Origin of the sequence: Microbulbifer flavimaris (genome assembly GCF_001641755.2) — a bacterium.
In the GTDB taxonomy this organism is placed as follows: domain Bacteria; phylum Pseudomonadota; class Gammaproteobacteria; order Pseudomonadales; family Cellvibrionaceae; genus Microbulbifer; species Microbulbifer flavimaris.
In genome coordinates this window covers 32,230-46,691 of the sequence record NZ_LRFG02000008.1, presented here as the reverse complement: position 1 = coordinate 46,691, position 14,462 = coordinate 32,230, and the positions used below count along the sequence as shown (strand labels likewise).

Annotated in this window: 18 protein-coding genes; 8 read left to right on the top strand and 10 right to left on the bottom strand. The window is 61.9% G+C overall.

Annotated elements, in window-relative coordinates; translation table 11 throughout:
* The first annotated feature begins 63 nt into the window (after nt 1-63).
* Both AWR36_RS15580 and AWR36_RS15575 read left to right on the top strand, forming a co-directional pair.
* The gene (locus AWR36_RS15580) at nt 64-1,278 is read left to right on the top strand and encodes a pyridoxal phosphate-dependent aminotransferase (RefSeq protein ID WP_067087257.1); all 1,215 of its coding nucleotides are present in this window, start codon (nt 64-66) and stop codon (nt 1,276-1,278) included.
* Nucleotides 1,279-1,292: 14 nt separating this feature from the next.
* Entirely contained in the window at nt 1,293-1,712 is a 420-nt protein-coding gene (locus AWR36_RS15575; protein ID WP_067087253.1) for a hypothetical protein, read from the top strand.
* Between the two features lie 210 nt (nt 1,713-1,922).
* Here AWR36_RS15575 and AWR36_RS15570 read toward each other — a convergent pair whose 3' ends face one another.
* The 5 genes from AWR36_RS15570 to AWR36_RS15550 are packed head-to-tail and all read right to left on the bottom strand — an operon-like array spanning nt 1,923 to nt 6,693.
* On the bottom strand, nt 1,923-2,852 hold the full coding sequence (locus tag AWR36_RS15570) for a class I SAM-dependent methyltransferase (protein ID WP_067087415.1): 930 nt from the start codon (nt 2,850-2,852) through the stop codon (nt 1,923-1,925).
* A gap of 22 nt (nt 2,853-2,874) precedes the next feature.
* The gene (locus tag AWR36_RS15565) at nt 2,875-4,011 is read right to left on the bottom strand and encodes an ATP-NAD kinase family protein (RefSeq protein WP_231745369.1); all 1,137 of its coding nucleotides are present in this window, start codon (nt 4,009-4,011) and stop codon (nt 2,875-2,877) included.
* Nucleotides 4,002-5,183, bottom strand: coding sequence for a 4-phosphoerythronate dehydrogenase (locus AWR36_RS15560; RefSeq protein WP_067087247.1), 1,182 nt, complete (start codon nt 5,181-5,183; stop codon nt 4,002-4,004). The genes AWR36_RS15565 and AWR36_RS15560 overlap by 10 nt, the downstream gene beginning before the upstream one ends.
* Nucleotides 5,180-6,076 carry a 5'-3' exonuclease gene (locus tag AWR36_RS15555; protein ID WP_231745368.1) on the bottom strand — a complete coding sequence of 299 codons (897 nt, stop codon included), beginning with the start codon at nt 6,074-6,076 and terminating at the stop codon, nt 5,180-5,182. Before AWR36_RS15555 ends, AWR36_RS15560 begins: the two co-directional genes overlap by 4 nt.
* A gap of 35 nt (nt 6,077-6,111) precedes the next feature.
* Complete coding sequence (locus AWR36_RS15550) at nt 6,112-6,693, bottom strand: elongation factor P hydroxylase (protein WP_255353989.1); 582 nt, start codon at nt 6,691-6,693, stop codon at nt 6,112-6,114.
* 271 nt (nt 6,694-6,964) lie between these two features.
* Here AWR36_RS15550 and AWR36_RS15545 point away from each other — a divergent pair, with 271 nt between their 5' ends.
* Nucleotides 6,965-7,651 carry a hypothetical protein gene (locus tag AWR36_RS15545; RefSeq protein WP_067087243.1) on the top strand — a complete coding sequence of 229 codons (687 nt, stop codon included), beginning with the start codon at nt 6,965-6,967 and terminating at the stop codon, nt 7,649-7,651.
* A 56-nt stretch (nt 7,652-7,707) separates the two neighbouring features.
* On the opposite strand, the gene tusA is transcribed toward AWR36_RS15545, so the two are convergent.
* The gene (tusA, locus tag AWR36_RS15540; protein WP_067087240.1) at nt 7,708-7,941 is read right to left on the bottom strand and encodes a sulfurtransferase TusA; all 234 of its coding nucleotides are present in this window, start codon (nt 7,939-7,941) and stop codon (nt 7,708-7,710) included.
* A gap of 128 nt (nt 7,942-8,069) precedes the next feature.
* Here tusA and AWR36_RS15535 point away from each other — a divergent pair, with 128 nt between their 5' ends.
* Nucleotides 8,070-8,360 (top strand): antibiotic biosynthesis monooxygenase family protein, encoded by a 291-nt coding sequence (locus tag AWR36_RS15535; RefSeq protein ID WP_067087238.1) that lies wholly within the window; start codon nt 8,070-8,072, stop codon nt 8,358-8,360.
* On the opposite strand, the gene AWR36_RS15530 is transcribed toward AWR36_RS15535, so the two are convergent.
* The 4 genes from AWR36_RS15530 to AWR36_RS15515 form a co-directional block, all read right to left on the bottom strand.
* Entirely contained in the window at nt 8,332-8,985 is a 654-nt protein-coding gene (locus AWR36_RS15530) for an alpha/beta family hydrolase (RefSeq protein ID WP_067087235.1), read from the bottom strand. The two genes, AWR36_RS15535 and AWR36_RS15530, sit on opposite strands and share 29 nt — an antisense overlap.
* On the bottom strand, nt 8,978-9,202 hold the full coding sequence (locus AWR36_RS15525) for a YheU family protein (protein ID WP_067087232.1): 225 nt from the start codon (nt 9,200-9,202) through the stop codon (nt 8,978-8,980). The genes AWR36_RS15530 and AWR36_RS15525 overlap by 8 nt, the downstream gene beginning before the upstream one ends.
* Before the next feature lie 78 nt (nt 9,203-9,280).
* Nucleotides 9,281-10,249: a class I SAM-dependent methyltransferase gene (locus tag AWR36_RS15520; RefSeq protein WP_096866679.1), complete on the bottom strand. Its 969-nt coding sequence runs from the start codon at nt 10,247-10,249 to the stop codon at nt 9,281-9,283.
* Between the two features lie 26 nt (nt 10,250-10,275).
* Complete coding sequence (locus tag AWR36_RS15515) at nt 10,276-10,578, bottom strand: MTH1187 family thiamine-binding protein (protein ID WP_067087229.1); 303 nt, start codon at nt 10,576-10,578, stop codon at nt 10,276-10,278.
* A 210-nt stretch (nt 10,579-10,788) separates the two neighbouring features.
* Here AWR36_RS15515 and AWR36_RS15510 point away from each other — a divergent pair, with 210 nt between their 5' ends.
* The 4 genes from AWR36_RS15510 to mnmC all read left to right on the top strand — a co-directional run bounded on the left by AWR36_RS15510 (nt 10,789) and on the right by mnmC (nt 14,454).
* The gene (locus AWR36_RS15510) at nt 10,789-11,319 is read left to right on the top strand and encodes a glycine cleavage system protein R (protein WP_067087226.1); all 531 of its coding nucleotides are present in this window, start codon (nt 10,789-10,791) and stop codon (nt 11,317-11,319) included.
* A gap of 88 nt (nt 11,320-11,407) precedes the next feature.
* Complete coding sequence (trmL, locus tag AWR36_RS15505; protein ID WP_067087223.1) at nt 11,408-11,878, top strand: tRNA (uridine(34)/cytosine(34)/5-carboxymethylaminomethyluridine(34)-2'-O)-methyltransferase TrmL; 471 nt, start codon at nt 11,408-11,410, stop codon at nt 11,876-11,878.
* A gap of 44 nt (nt 11,879-11,922) precedes the next feature.
* A complete protein-coding gene (fldB, locus tag AWR36_RS15500) occupies nt 11,923-12,447 on the top strand; it encodes a flavodoxin FldB (protein ID WP_067087219.1) in 525 nt (174 codons plus the stop codon).
* A gap of 12 nt (nt 12,448-12,459) precedes the next feature.
* Entirely contained in the window at nt 12,460-14,454 is a 1,995-nt protein-coding gene (gene mnmC / locus AWR36_RS15495) for a bifunctional tRNA (5-methylaminomethyl-2-thiouridine)(34)-methyltransferase MnmD/FAD-dependent 5-carboxymethylaminomethyl-2-thiouridine(34) oxidoreductase MnmC (RefSeq protein ID WP_067087216.1), read from the top strand.
* Nucleotides 14,455-14,462 lie beyond the last annotated feature (8 nt).

Here is a 14,462-nt window from a genome sequence, read left to right as displayed (position 1 = left end):
ATGCTGTAGGAGCCACCTTCGGCCTTTTCCGCAGTTAAAGCCTCCGAGGGTTACCGCCATACCATGAAGGACATTCACAAGTCAGAAAAGCTTCACGGCGTCTGCTATGAAATACGCGGCCCGGTGATGGAGCAGGCCTCCCGTATGGAGGAGGAAGGCCATCGTATCCTCAAGCTCAATATCGGCAACCCGGCTCCGTTCGGATTCAATGCGCCCGATGAAATCATTCAGGACGTTATTCACAATCTGGCCGAGGCGCAGGGTTATGTCGAGTCCAAGGGCCTGTTTGCGGCACGCAAAGCCATTATGCAGGAATGCCAGACCCTCGGCATTGAAGGGGTGGATATAGACGATATCTATCTGGGTAATGGTGTTTCCGAGCTGATTTCCATGGCCACCCAGGCACTGCTCAACACCGGCGATGAGCTGCTGCTGCCGATGCCCAACTACCCGCTGTGGATGGCCGCCACCAATCTTACCGGGGCCAACCCGGTGCTCTACCGCTGTGACGAGCAGGCGGGCTGGCTGCCGGATATCGACGATATCAAGTCGAAGATCACCCCCCGTACCCGCGGTATCGTGGTCATCAACCCGAACAACCCCACCGGCGCCGTGTATCCCCGCGAATTGCTGGAGCAGATCGTGGAACTGGCGCGGGTCAACAACCTGGTGATCTTTGCCGACGAGATTTACAGCAAGATCCTGTACGACGATGCCGAGTTCATCCCCATGGGCCGCCTGGCGGAGGACGTGCTCTGCCTGAGTTTCAATGGCCTGTCCAAGTCCTATCGCCTGGCGGGTTTCCGCTCCGGCTGGATGGTGGTCAGCGGCGCCAAGCAACGGGCAACAGGCTTTATCGAGGGAATGGACATTCTTTCCTCCATGCGCCTCTGCGGCAATGTACCCGCGATGTTCGCGGTACAGACCGCCCTCGGCGGCTACCAGAGCATCAATGACCTGGTGTTGCCCGGTGGCCGGCTGCGCCAGCAGCGAGATCTGGCCTATCGCATGCTGAACGAAATCCCCGGGGTGAGCTGCGTCAAACCGGAGGGCGCCATCTACCTGTTCCCACGCCTGCACCTGGACCAGCACAAGATCCAGAGCGATGAACAACTGGTGCTGGATTTTCTGCGCGAGGAAAAAATCCTGCTGGTACAGGGAACCGCCTTCCACTGGGATGCGCCCGACCACCTGCGCATCGTCTTTCTGCCCCGTGCCGACGACCTGTCCCACTCGATCGAGCGACTGGGCGCCTTTCTCGAACGCTACTCAGCCTGAACCGATGTAACACTATGCTGGACGATTTGCATATACACGACTTCTACCGCGATGCCGGGCGTATCCTGTTGGCCCTGTTCGGCACCTTCCCGGCACCCACCACGGTATACGTTGAAGACATCGCCGGGCCGGACACGCCAGACGAGTTCGGCCTGCACTCCCCCCGGCACCTGGCCTGCCTCGGCGCCATGACCTGGCTCCGGCAGGCGGGCTACATCCACTTTTCCCAGCTGGTGCGCCAGGAGGCCATCGAAGAAGCCGCCCTCACCCACCACAGTTTTCTGCTGCTGGTGAGCCGGGACAGCGAGGGAATCAGCAATGCGCGCCGCCTCAACGACGCGGTCAGAAATGGCTCTTCGCCACAGCTGGAAGCATTGATGGTCGAACTGATGAAGCATGGCCGCGTTGAGCGACAACCAGCGCTGGCCACCTGACCCCCTTTCGCGCAGCGCCACAATCTTGGGTAGAACCCTCATCACTCGACGAGAAGCATCGGGAACGGGAATCCCCTTGCGGGACGGTCGGTGAGAGGGATCTCACCGACAAGCCTACAGGGATGGTTTTACGGCGTGTCGCGCCAGCGGGCTCGCGTCCGGCACGCCACAGCAGTTTTTCCAGCCTCAGAGACTAGCACCAGCCAGCAGTTAGCCCTCAAAGCGCACATGCAGCATTTTCAATGCCGCATCCGGGTCCCGATCCGGGAAATCCGTGTTCTGTGGCAAGCGCTCGATTACCCGGTAACGGCTGTCGGCGCTCTCGATCACTTCGCGGAAATGCGCTTCGCTGTGGCCCGGTGAGTTGAGCACCATCAACAGATCAGCCCCGGGGGCCAGGCAGGCCGGCAGCAGCTGCAGTAATTTCTCGTAGTTCTCACTCACATCAAAGCGGCCCTTCTGACGCGTGGGCGGATCCACGATCGCCAGCTGAAAGGGGCCGCGACGGTCGAAGCGGTTGAATTCCCGCAACGCATCGAGCTGCAGAAACTTGATGCCCTTGAGAGGCAGATTGTTGGAGAGGTGATTTTCCCGACCGCGGTTCAGCACCCCGCGGTTAACATCGATATTCACCACTTCCAGCTCGCCGGCGGCTCGCGCAACCACGGAGAAGGCGCAGGTAAATGCAAACAGGTTGAGCACTTTCAGGGACTCTCCCGCATTGATTCGGGCGTGCACCTGCTCTTCCAGCCAGCGGCGACCGGGCTCAATATCCAGGAAGAAACCGACATTCTGCCGGGCAAAAGTCAGCGGGAATTTCAGCGCTCCGCGCCGTGCCAGCGGGGCCGCCACCGGCTTGCCCGCCGGCCACTCCACCGGCGCGCCCTGCAGGTAGCGACGTTGCGCCGCCACGCCCGTGTAACCGTAGGGCTCTGCCATCTCCCAGAGCCTCTGGCAGAGTTCATCCTCTCCCTCGTGGGGCTCAAAGAAAGTGACCAGGATTGCCGGGTAGAAGCTGTCTACACAAACCTGCTCCAGGCCCTCGTAGCAACGGCCGCGGCCATGAAAAAAACGGCGGCTATCAGTGCCGCCCTCTTCCAGCTTTTTCTCGATCAGTTCCAGCAGGGCTTTCCAGCTCATGAATACTTCCAACTGCAAATTCTTATAAATCCCCGTTACTCAACGGGTACAGGATGGCATCGCGATAACCGGTGATCACTGGGATAAAGCCGCTCCAGTCCCGGTCCAGTTCCGCATCACCGCTATCAACCAGCAGCGGCCTTCCCCCGAGCTCGGTCACCTTGGTCTTGGTGGCCACCACGATCAGGTTGTCACGCCCCACTGCGCGCAGCACCGCCGGTGAAAACTGCTGGTTGCCGCGTCCGATCAGATGCCCCTGACCGCCGATGGCAGTGAGAATGATCTTGGCCGGACCCTGGTGGTCCGCCAGTTCCGCCTCGATTTCACGGGCGCTGACATCCTTTGCCAGAAGCTTGCCATCCAGCAGCAGGTCCACCCCCAGCAGGGTGCCCTCGCATCCCAATTCGTTCAGCACCGCCAGGGTGGTAGAACCGGGCCCAACCACATAGAGGGTTTCCGGCTCGATGTCTTCCACCACTTCCGCGGCGATATCCGCCACCGCCAGTTCTTCCACCTCGCGGCCGGCATTTTTCACCGCCTGCACAAAGTGACCTTCTTCCGGCACCAACAGTTCCCCGTAGTAGCGGGTACTCACCCGCCCTTCACGGAAGGACTTCTCGTCGATATCCCGCACCTCATGCTCGCGCAGGTCCACCAGCTCGGCCGCGAGCAAGCGCCGCAGTACCTCCCCGGCTGCCCTGGGGGAGATGGCGAAACACGCGGAATGCATTTTCACCCCGGCGGGGATGCCGAGTACCGGGAAGTCCGCCCCGAGGGCATTGACCATGTTGCGGGCAGTACCGTCACCGCCGACAAACACGATCAGGTCGGCACCGGCAGAGCGGATCTCACGGGCCGCGCGCTCACTGTCCTCTGGTGTCGATGGATCAGCCGCTGCGGCACCGATGACATCAACGCTGAATCCAGCGGCGCGGGCGGTGTCCTCGCCCATGTTGCCGGCAAAGCAGAGGATCTCTACCTGGTCCCGGAATTCGTGCAGGGCCTCAAGCGCAGTGGCAGCACGCTGTTGTGCACGCGGCTCTACACCCGCTTCCAGCGCCTTGCGCACGGTTTCCGCCCCGTCGCTGCCCTTGAGCCCGGCCGGGCCACCAATACCGGCCCAGGGATTGATCACCAGACCGAGTTTCTTCAGTTCCACTTGAGCCCCAGTATTTCCAGTTGTCGGCATGATTCAGTATCAAGACCCGCTGCTCCGGCGCGATAGTGGGAGAACTCCAGCCGGCGCGGATATTCCCGGCGCAACCGGTCGAACCCCTGTGCCAGGGGCAATTGCGCATTTGCTGCAGCCCGCAGGCGGCGATCATCGGCCCGCGGATCGTACATCTGCAGTAACAGGTCCGCCATCAGGTCAAAGTCGCTCTTCAAATCTTTGCCGGCCCTGGACGGAGCCAGGGTGCGCAACTGCGTCTCGGCCCCAAACTCTCTCCCCAACTCTTCCCGTATCTCTCCTTTCACCTCTGCATCCTCTGAGATGGTCGGCAACCCCAGTGCGCTGGAGAGCGCCTCACGCACCATGCGTGTGCCGGCGAGCTTGCCGTCATGGCTGTAACCGGCAATATGCGGGGTGCCGATATCCACCTTTGCCAGCAGCGCCGTATTGATTTCCGGTTCATTCTCCCAGACATCCAGTACAGTGGTGAGCGGCTTGCCCCGTTCGAGCAGTGCAAGCAACGTGCTGTTATCCACCACAGCCCCGCGACCGGCGCTGATCAGGACTGCACCCTCTTTCATTGCCGCAAGATGCTCGGCGTCGACCATGTGCAGGCTGGGGTGGGGGCCATCCTTTACCAGTGGTGCGTGCAGGCAGACCACATCCTGGGCCATGACTTCATCAAGCGTGGCAAGATCCGCATTGCCCTGCAGCCAGGGATCATAGACCCGGCATTCGATGCCGAGACCGTGCAGCCGCCGCTGCAAAAGACCGCCAACATTGCCGCAGCCAACGATTCCGAATCGCTGCCCACGCCAGTCCCTCCCGAGGGCCGCCAGGGCACAGAAAACATATTCGACCACGGAATTGGCATTACAGCCCGGCGCGGCACTCCAGGGGATTCCCTGCCGGTCCAGCCAGGTGGTATCCAGATGATCGGTACCGATGGTGCAACTGCCCACAAAGGCCACCGGGGTACCTTCCAGTAACTCCCGATCGACCGGGGTAACGGAGCGCACCAACAAGACGTCGGCGTCCAGCAGTTGCTCGCGGGTCATGGTGCGCCCCGGCAAGCGCTGGATGCTGCCCAGATCGCCGAAATATTGCTCCACCGCCGGAATATTCTCGTCGGCGACAATCCTGACCTTTCCTTCTCTCACGCGTCCTCCGCCGGCTCTGTGGCCTGCATCATCAATACCCGTTCGATTTTAGACTTGAGCCCACCGATGCCGAATTCGTCCGCCAGCGCCTGGGCCAGCTCCGGCTCCTTGCTGCTCCATCGCAAGTCACCAGGCTCTACATCAAGCGGAACAGCCTCGTCGAGGGTGGCCAGCCGCTTTGCCAGCATGATCTGCTCCGCATACTGTTCGATCTTGCTGGAGAGCCCCCTGGCTCCGCGAACCGCGAGCCCGGCTACAGCGCCCGGGTCCGCCAGCAGGGCCTCTACGGAATCAAAATGCTGCAGGAGGGCTGCGGCGGTCTTGGGCCCGACGCCGGGCACCCCGGGAATGTCATCGCTGCTGTCGCCGACCAGGGCCAGGAAATCCGCAATCTGGCGGGGCGCCACGCCGAAACGCGCACGCACACCGTCGCGGTCGGTATGGCGATCGGCGGCGAAATCCCACAGCGAAGCCGCCCCCCTGTCGAGAAGCTGCCCAAGATCCTTGTCGCGACTGATAATCACCGGCGCAGACTCCCGCAGGAGGCGGGTCAGGGTTGCCAGGATGTCGTCTGCCTCGAAACGCTCGCTGGCAAAACTGGCAATGCCCAGCGCCTCGGCCATAGTCCGGCAGGCGGCCAGCTGGAACGCCAGGGCTTCGTCGGGGAGTGCGCGGCTGCACTTGTAATCCGGGTAGAGTTCGTTGCGAAAGCAACTGCCCAGGGACTCGTCAAACGCACAGGCAATATGGGATGGGCGCCGCTGCAGCAGGTCTAACAGGAAGTTGGTAAACCCGTACACAGCCTCGGTGGGATACCCACTGCGACTCTCCCAATTGGGCGGCAGGGCGAAGTAGTAACGGAAGATATAGACCGACGCGTCCACCAGGAGCACGGGCCTTTCACTGTGTACTGCTGGCGCCACTCCGCTCATGTCAGGTCTGCCAGCCGATACTGTAATTCACAGAACGGCTGCGGCCGCCCGAACTCCACTGCCAGGGCAACAGCAAACTGCCGCGGACGCTCGGACAGACCCTGTCGGCAATAGGTCAGCACCTGCTCGAAGATGGCGGCCTTGAAGTCATCGCTCGGCCCCAGGCCCAGCGCCAGATTGTCCGCGCTGACCCGGAACCTGAGGCCACAGGCCCGCGAGAAGATCCACTCGAGCGCCTGGGGCTTCACCTCCACCTGCTCGAACAATCGCTGCTGCTCCTCGCTGCGACCATCCGGCGCGTACCAGTATCCGTAGTCCGGCTGCTGACGCCGCGCGGCACCGGCCACGCACCAGTGTGCGGCCTCGTGCAGGGCGCTGGCAGGGTAATCCAGGGTGAATTCGACCCGATGAAACGGGCAGTCACCGCCCGCAGGCCGGTAGAAGGGTTCCGGGTGCCCGCCGCAGAGCCGTGTATTCAGGCCCCGGCTATCCGCGAAGCAGCGATCAAACACGGCGCTGATACGGGCCGCGACCTCTGCTGCGGTGGCTGGTTCGGCTGCACTGGACAGGCTTTGCAAGGGAAGCTCCGGGCTCTGGTCGGTACTGTCAGTCGAGGGGAAGGCGCGAACTATAACAACGGCCCCCGGGAGTGCAAGCCCACGCCACAGCAGCCAAAGGTTTGGCCTGCGGCGACAGCGAAATCCCGTATTGTATTTCAGGGGGGCAACATATACCTTTAGGGACAGGGACGCCGGAAAAGGGGCCCTGCCCTGCAACCGGGTTCCCCAGGGGGGAATAAGCAGTACAACGCCCTCCTGCACCACAACCGGCCCTGCAAGGAGGTGCTCCATGACCGACCACCGCTACAGCAATGTGGTTGACCTCTTCACCGGCGAGCCGATCGAAACTTCAGCGAGCAGACGCTTTATCCGCCTGTCGCCGGAGCTAGATGGCTTGGAAATGCTCTACTCCAACAGCTCCAGTGGATCCGACCTCTACAGCCTCAAGATATTGTGCTGGGGCCTGCGAGCCAATGGCGAGATTGTAGGACTCGTCCCCTGGCTCAACTCCATCGTCCCCTGCCCTGAGATCAAGGATCCCCTCGACGGGCGCTTTGAGGGGTACTACGACCCGGGCATCGAAGAGATATTCCAAGAACCCCCTATCCACAAGATCGTCGAGCTGGAGACTGCGGCGGAATACTTCGAATACGAAAGCAGCAAGGCCGAAGAGGTGTTGCAGGAGATTCCGGATACCATCGGCACCCATGCGGTGTTTATGGATGACAGCCGGGAAAACCTGACCCTCACCGAGGTGGTGAGCTGGCGGCTTTATGCCAGCGGGGAGATACACGGCATGCTGATCGACCACGACCACGTCGAGACCACGCCGGTGCTACCGGGTGACCTGTGCCTTTACCCGGCCCAGGAAGCGCGGGAGTTCCGCTATTTCTTCCAGCACCATATTGCCAACAAGATCAAATCGGAGGATCCGGAGGCGCTGGCCGCCATCGCCGCGCTTGTCACTGCGCCCTGACTCCGAGTAAAAAGACCACACCATGCGCACACGGCGGGGGCATGCCCCCGCCCGCTCTAGGCCTCGCCTCTCCTGATCCAGTATACGAACTCGTTTTCCTCTTCCCGGTGTTCCACCAGCTCGTGACCGAGAAACTGGCAGAATTTGGGTACGTCCCGCTGCGTGGAAGGGTCTGTCGCCAACATCTGCAATACCTCACCGGGAGCGACTTTACGCACCGCGGCGTGTAGCATCATAACGGGTTCCGGGCACAGCAGGCCGCGGGCATCGAGAGTGTGATCTGGTTTCATGGCGCTATTGTCCGGCAATTGCCATAAATCGTCACCTGCAAGTTTGCCGAGTCACGCGGCCAATTCGCCTCTTACCGGGCCGAGACTCCGCGCTAGAATCGAGTCAAACAGTGACTGAAGAGTAAAAGATGATTTACGTTTTGATCGAGCGGGAGATCGCTCCCGATATGCAGTCCACTTATGAGCAGGCAGCGCGCAAGTTACTGAACCACGCCTACCGCACCGTGGGCTTTATCGATGGCCAGACCTTTACCGCCAAGGAGAACCCGCTGCGCCGTTTTACCCTGTCCAAGTGGCAGTCAGACCTGCACTGGCAGCACTGGTATACCAGCGAAGAACGTCGCGGTCAGATGGCGCTGTTGAAACCCATGCTCAAAGACGATGAGCGCATCACGATTCTGGAGGCCGCAGCTGAATAAAGTCGGCCACTCGCTCCGCCGCAGCCGCCCAGTGGCCCTCGCGGGTGAAACCGCTGGCCTTGCGGGGCTTGAAGTCGTGATCGCCATCTTCCAGCCACGTGATCGCAATTTGCGCCGATAGAGAGTAGCCGGCCACTTCCCCGGCATTCCCCAGAGGGTCCCGGGTGCCCTGCACGATCAGCGCAGGGCACTGCAGGTCCGCCAGGTGTTCCGTGCGCAGACGCTCCGGCTTGCCCTGCGGGTGAAAGGGATAACCGAGGCAAACCAGCCCCTGCAACTCCCCCGCTGTAAAACGGGCATCTGCCAGCAGGCTGGCCACCCGTCCACCCATGGACTTGCCACCGATGAACAGCGGCAGCCGATCATCCACACCGAGCCAGTGATCAATCTGCGCCGTAAACGCTTCCTGCAACTGCGCCATCGGATTCGGGGGACGGCGTTTACCGGTGTTGCGCCGCTCCACCATGTAGGGAAACTCGAAGCGCACCACCTCAATGCCCCGCCGGGAGAGATCCCCACTCAGCGCGGTCATGAAGTCGCTGTCCATCGCGGCTCCCGCCCCGTGGGCGAAGAGGAAGCGGGCCCGCGGCGCACCTGCGGGCCGATCGATCAGCCATTCACTCATGGCCGGTCAGATCCTCCGCCAGCACCAGGTTGACGGATTCCTCCCCCGGCTCGAACCAGATCACTACCTCGCCGGAGCGAAGCTGCCGGCGCAGACTGGCGACCTTGTCACTGAGACTCACCTCCCGCTCACCATAATCAGTGCCGTCGCGGGTGGCGTATTCTTCCAGCAGGTTCTGCAGGGTATCGGGATCGAGTTGGTCGTGGGGAATGCGCATCGTGGGTACAGCGTCAGGTGGCCAGAGATCAGAAAGCGTTATTCTAACCTGTGGCCACCCGGATTCTCATCCTGAGAGTCAACCTTGGTCTGCGCTGTCCGCGTCAGCCGGCTTGCGGAAGCGCAGAGTCATGCGGTCGCTCTCACCGATGGCGAGATACTTGTCCTTGTCCTCGTCACCCAGGCGCAGGGAAGGCGGCAAGGTCCAGACACCTTTCGGGTGGTCCGCGGTATCTTTCGGGTTGGCGTTGATCTCGCTGGCCTCTTCCAGTTCGAAGCCCGCCTGCTCGGCCATCTTCACCACATGGTCCTGGGTAACATAGCCACTGCTGATCATATCCTCGCGGCTGGTACCCGGCTTCGCACGGTGCTCGACCACACCCAATACACCACCGGGCTTCAGTGCGGCAAAGAAGTTCTCGAACGCCTTTTGCTCATTTTCGCCGCGCATCCAGTTGTGCACATTGCGGAAGGTCACGACGGCATCGGCACTGCCGGCGGGAGCAATCTCGCTACCTGCGGCGGGATCAAACTCGGTCAGGATCACTTCACCATAGTTTTCCTTGTCCGCTGCCAGCTTCTCCTTGAACGCCTTCAGGGAGCGCTGGTAATAGCTGACCTCACTGTCCGCCGGAAAGTGAGCCGCATAGAGGGTGCCCTGGTCTTTGAGGTAGGGAGCGAGAATCTCGGTATACCAGCCGCCACCGGGCGCAATTTCGACCACGGTCATGGTCGGCTCGATTCCGATAAATTTGAGTGTCTCCGCCGGGCGACGGTACTGGTCGCGCTCAGCGTATTTGGCCGTGCGGTGATCACCGGCTATCACGTCGTCGAGCGATGAGGCTCCAGCCTGCGCTTGCTCAGCACCGTTTGCCTGTGAGTCCGCTGCCTGGCTATCCATGCTGTCCATGCTGCCGCTTTCGCTTTGTGCCTGCATTTCCTCTGCTGCAGCGGTTTCCATCTCAGCGTTTTCTTTTTCCGCGCAACCGGCGGCCGCCAATACCAGCGCTGCCGACGCCAGGCCCATCATTACCATTTTCAGCTTCATATTGCCCCCCTCCTGAGAGTCATTGGTTATTGATCCAGTTTCGATTTCACGCTGTCGATTTTATCCTGAAGGGACTGCGCGCGATCTGTCCGAGTTCCCAACTTGAGCGTCGTGCTGATACGCGGCGCTCCAAGAGCGTGCACCCGCTCATGGCACTGTTTGATTGCCGCCATGACTTCGTCCCAGTCTCCCTCGATGTTGGTCCCGTAGGCATGCAGCTGATGGGTCAGCCCCGAGTCGCGCAACACACGCTGGCACTCGGCCACATACTGACCCACCGATACGCCCGCACCCAGGGGAATTACGCAGAGATCCGCGTGCACCTTCATGTTGGTTTCCCTCTCACCTTTCGCCGGGCGAAATTCCCGCTGCCAAAGCAGGCGCCGTAGCGCAACGGGCGCCCACCTATATCATGACTGTTACTTGCGGCTTCATTGACCGGATCAGTCTCTGCTGCAATCTCACCCTATTATCAGAAGCAGCGCCAGTGGCTACAATGCAAGGCAGTGTAACCCTGTTTTGCAGCGAAGGAATACCACATGCAACAGCACCTCGTCATTTCACTGATCAGCGACGACAAGCCCGGCGTGGTGGAGAAACTCTCCGCCGTGATCGCAGAAAACGGCGGCAACTGGGAGGACAGTCGCATGGCGCATTTTGCCGGAAAGTTTGCCGGCATCCTGCGCGTCAGTGTGCCCGGGGAAAGCGCCCAGGGATTAAAAGATGGACTGGACGCCCTGGCCTCCCAGGGCTTCAAGCTGCAGGTGGAGGATGCCCGCGCAGTGGCGGCTGGCGCCCTGCAGACAGTGCAACTGAAACTGGTCGGCAACGACCGTCCCGGGATTGTCCGGGAAATTTCCCGCGCGCTGGCGGCGCGAGAGCTCAACCTGGAGCAACTTGAAACCGGCTACGACAGCACTCCCTGGAGCGGCGAACCCCTGTTTACAGCCAACTGCACCATCAGCGTGTCCGAAAACATGGACCTGGAGGGCCTGCAGGAAGAGCTGGATGCCATCGCCGATGAACTGGGAGTAGAGATCGACTGCGAGGAAATCGCTTCCGCCACCTAACTGTGGAATAATTCGCGCCGCATCCGGGGGGCGCCATGACGCCTCCCTTTCAAGACGACCGCCCCGACCGGGCCACCCTGCGGACGGCATGTTCAAAATCGTACTCTACCAACCGGAAATCGCCCCCAACACCGGCAACATCATCCGGCTGTGCGCCAACACCGGCGCCGAGCTGCACCTGATCGAGCCGCTCGGGTTCGCCATGGATGACAAGCGCCTGCGGCGCGCCGGGCTCGACTATGGAGAGTACAGTCAGGTCAAACGCCACCGGGATTGGGCCGCTTTCGTGGAGTCAGAGCAGCCCCAGCGGGTTCTTGCCCTGTCCACACGTGGCACGCGCAGCCATGCCGCCGTCACCTACCACCCGGGGGATGCCATCGTCTTTGGCCCGGAGACCCGTGGCCTGCCACAGGAATTTCTCGACCTGCTCGGGGACGAACACACCCTGCGTATACCGATGCGCCCGGACAGCCGCAGTATGAACCTCTCCAATGCCGTGGCCGTGGTCGTTTACGAGGCGTGGCGCCAGCTGGATTTTGCCGGCGCCAAACCCCAGTGATACCCGAACAGGCATCCCAGAAAGTAACCGCTGACTGATATTTTATGCTCGCACCGATCGGACTCTTTTACGGCTCCAGCACCTGCTACACCGAGATGACTGCGGAAAAGATCCGCGATCGTATTGGTCGAGAATGGATCGACCTGCACAACGTAGCGGAAGACGATATCGCCCTGGCCCAGCAGTACGACTTCCTGATCTTCGGCATCCCCACCTGGGATTACGGAGAACTCCAGGAAGACTGGGAAAATATCTGGGATCAGCTGGCGAAACTGGACCTCTCCGGCAAGACGGTGGCGCTCTACGGGCTCGGTGACCAGGAGGGTTATCCGCAGTGGTTTCAGGATGCCCTCGGATATCTGCATGCACAGCTTGTCGCGCTCGGTGCCCGCGCCGTGGGCTACTGGCCGGCAGAGGGTTACCAGTTCGAGGAGTCCAAAGGGCTCACCCCGGACGGCAGCCAGTTTGTCGGCCTGGCCCTCGATGATGAAAATGAGTTCGATCTCAGTGATGAGCGGCTGGACCGCTGGTGCGCACAGGTCATGCGCGAATTCGGCCTGCAGGAATAACAGGCCGGCAACATGGGCACGGAACACCCCCACGCGGATATACACTGGCGGGAAGACGGCCAACCGCTCTCCCGCGCCTTCGACGATGTGTACTTCTCTCGCGAGTCCGGCCTGGAGGAGACACGCTACGTTTTCCTGCAGCAGAATCAGCTGGCAGAACGCTGGAGGGCACTCGCCGCCGGTGACACCTTCACCATCGGCGAGACGGGTTTTGGCACCGGACTGAATTTTCTCGCCGCCTGGCAGCTCTGGCATCGAGAGGCGCCCACTGACGCACACCTGCACTTTATCTCGGTTGAGAAGTATCCGCTGCGCGCGGCCGACCTGACCCGCGCCCTGGCACTGTGGCCCGAACTGCAGCCTCTGGCGGAGCAGCTGCTGGAGGCCTATCCGCCCCTGCTCGCTGCCGGTGTCCACCGATTGCGGTTTTCCCGGGTCACCCTGACGCTGGTGGTTGGCGAGGCCAGCGAGAGCTTCGCCGCCCTGCGGCTCGGGGACAACATTCGGGATCGGCAGGTCGATGCCTGGTTTCTCGATGGCTTCGCCCCCTCGAAAAACCCGGCGATGTGGAGCGATGCGCTGTTCCGCAACATCGCCCTCCTCAGTGCAGACCAGGCCACTTTTGCCACCTTTACCTGTGCCGGCCTGGTCAAGCGGGGCCTGAAAGCGGCGGGATTCGAACTGGAGAAGGTGCCGGGCTTCGGACGCAAACGGGAAATGCTGCGCGGCCGACTGGCCTCCCATGCCGCCGCCGACCCAACTGCTACCCCCTGGCACCTGCCTCGCCATCACAATGCGCTGCCGGCAGGCACCGAGATCGCCGTCATCGGCGCCGGCATTGCCGGGGCCACTGCAGCCCGCGCGCTGGCGGAACGTGGTTATCAGGTTGCGGTATTCGAGCGCGGCGAGGCTCCGGGCCGTGGCGGTTCCGGCAATGCGCAGGGCATTCTCTACGCGAAAATGTCCCACCGCCCGGGTCCAAACGGCGACTTCAACCTGCATGCGCTGTTGTTTGCACTGCGCTATTACCCGAGACATTGCCCGGAATTCTTTCATGCCTGCGGCTTGCTGCAGCTGGCCCAGGGAACCAGGGAAGAGGAGCTGCACGAGCAGTTGCGCCACTGGCTCGCCCCCCTCGACGCGGAGGCCCTGGCCCAGCCAGTGGACTCCGCCCGCGCCTCGGAACTCGCGGGCCTGTCCCTGCCCTACTCCGGAATCTATTTTCCCCGCGCGGGCTGGCTTGAACCTGCCAACGTGTGCACAGCACTGCTGGACCATCCCAACATTCGGCTGCATTGCCGGGCAGAGATCGACCACCTCAGTCCGAGTGGCAGGGGCTGGCAATTGCACCGGGCCGGTGGCGAGCCCTACGAGGCGGATGGGGTAGTGATCTGCTGTGCGCACCAGGCACCGGGGTTTACCCAGGCGGCGGCTCTGCCATTGCGGCCGATCCGCGGCCAGGTCTCCATCGCCCACGCCACGGAAGAGTCAGCCCGATTGCGCACGGCAATCTGTGGCGACGGCTATGTGGCACCGGCATCCCGTGGACAGCAAAGTTTTGGTGCCACCTTCAAACTGAAGGAGACCGGAACAGAACTGCGGAAAGAGGAACACCGGGAGAATCTGGAAATGCTGGCCCAGTTGATGCCACGGGCAGCACAGGATTTCGCGACCCAGTCGCTTACCGGCCGCGCCGCGGTGCGCGCCGCGACCCCGGACTACCTGCCCATGGCCGGCCCGCTACCCGACTGGGAATCACTGCGCAGCACCTACAGTTTCCTGCGCCGCAACCGCAAAGCGCTGATCCCGGAGCGCTGCCACTACCCTCCCGGGCTGTTCGCCCTCTGCGGCCTTGGGTCACGCGGTTTCACCTATGCGCCGCTGGCCGCCGAGGTGCTGGCCGGCTGGATCAGCGGTGAACCGATGCCGGTCACTGAAGAACTGGCACGGGCACTGCACCCGGCACGTTTTGCCATTCGCGACCTGGGCAAGAATCGCCAGCGGTAGCGACGGGA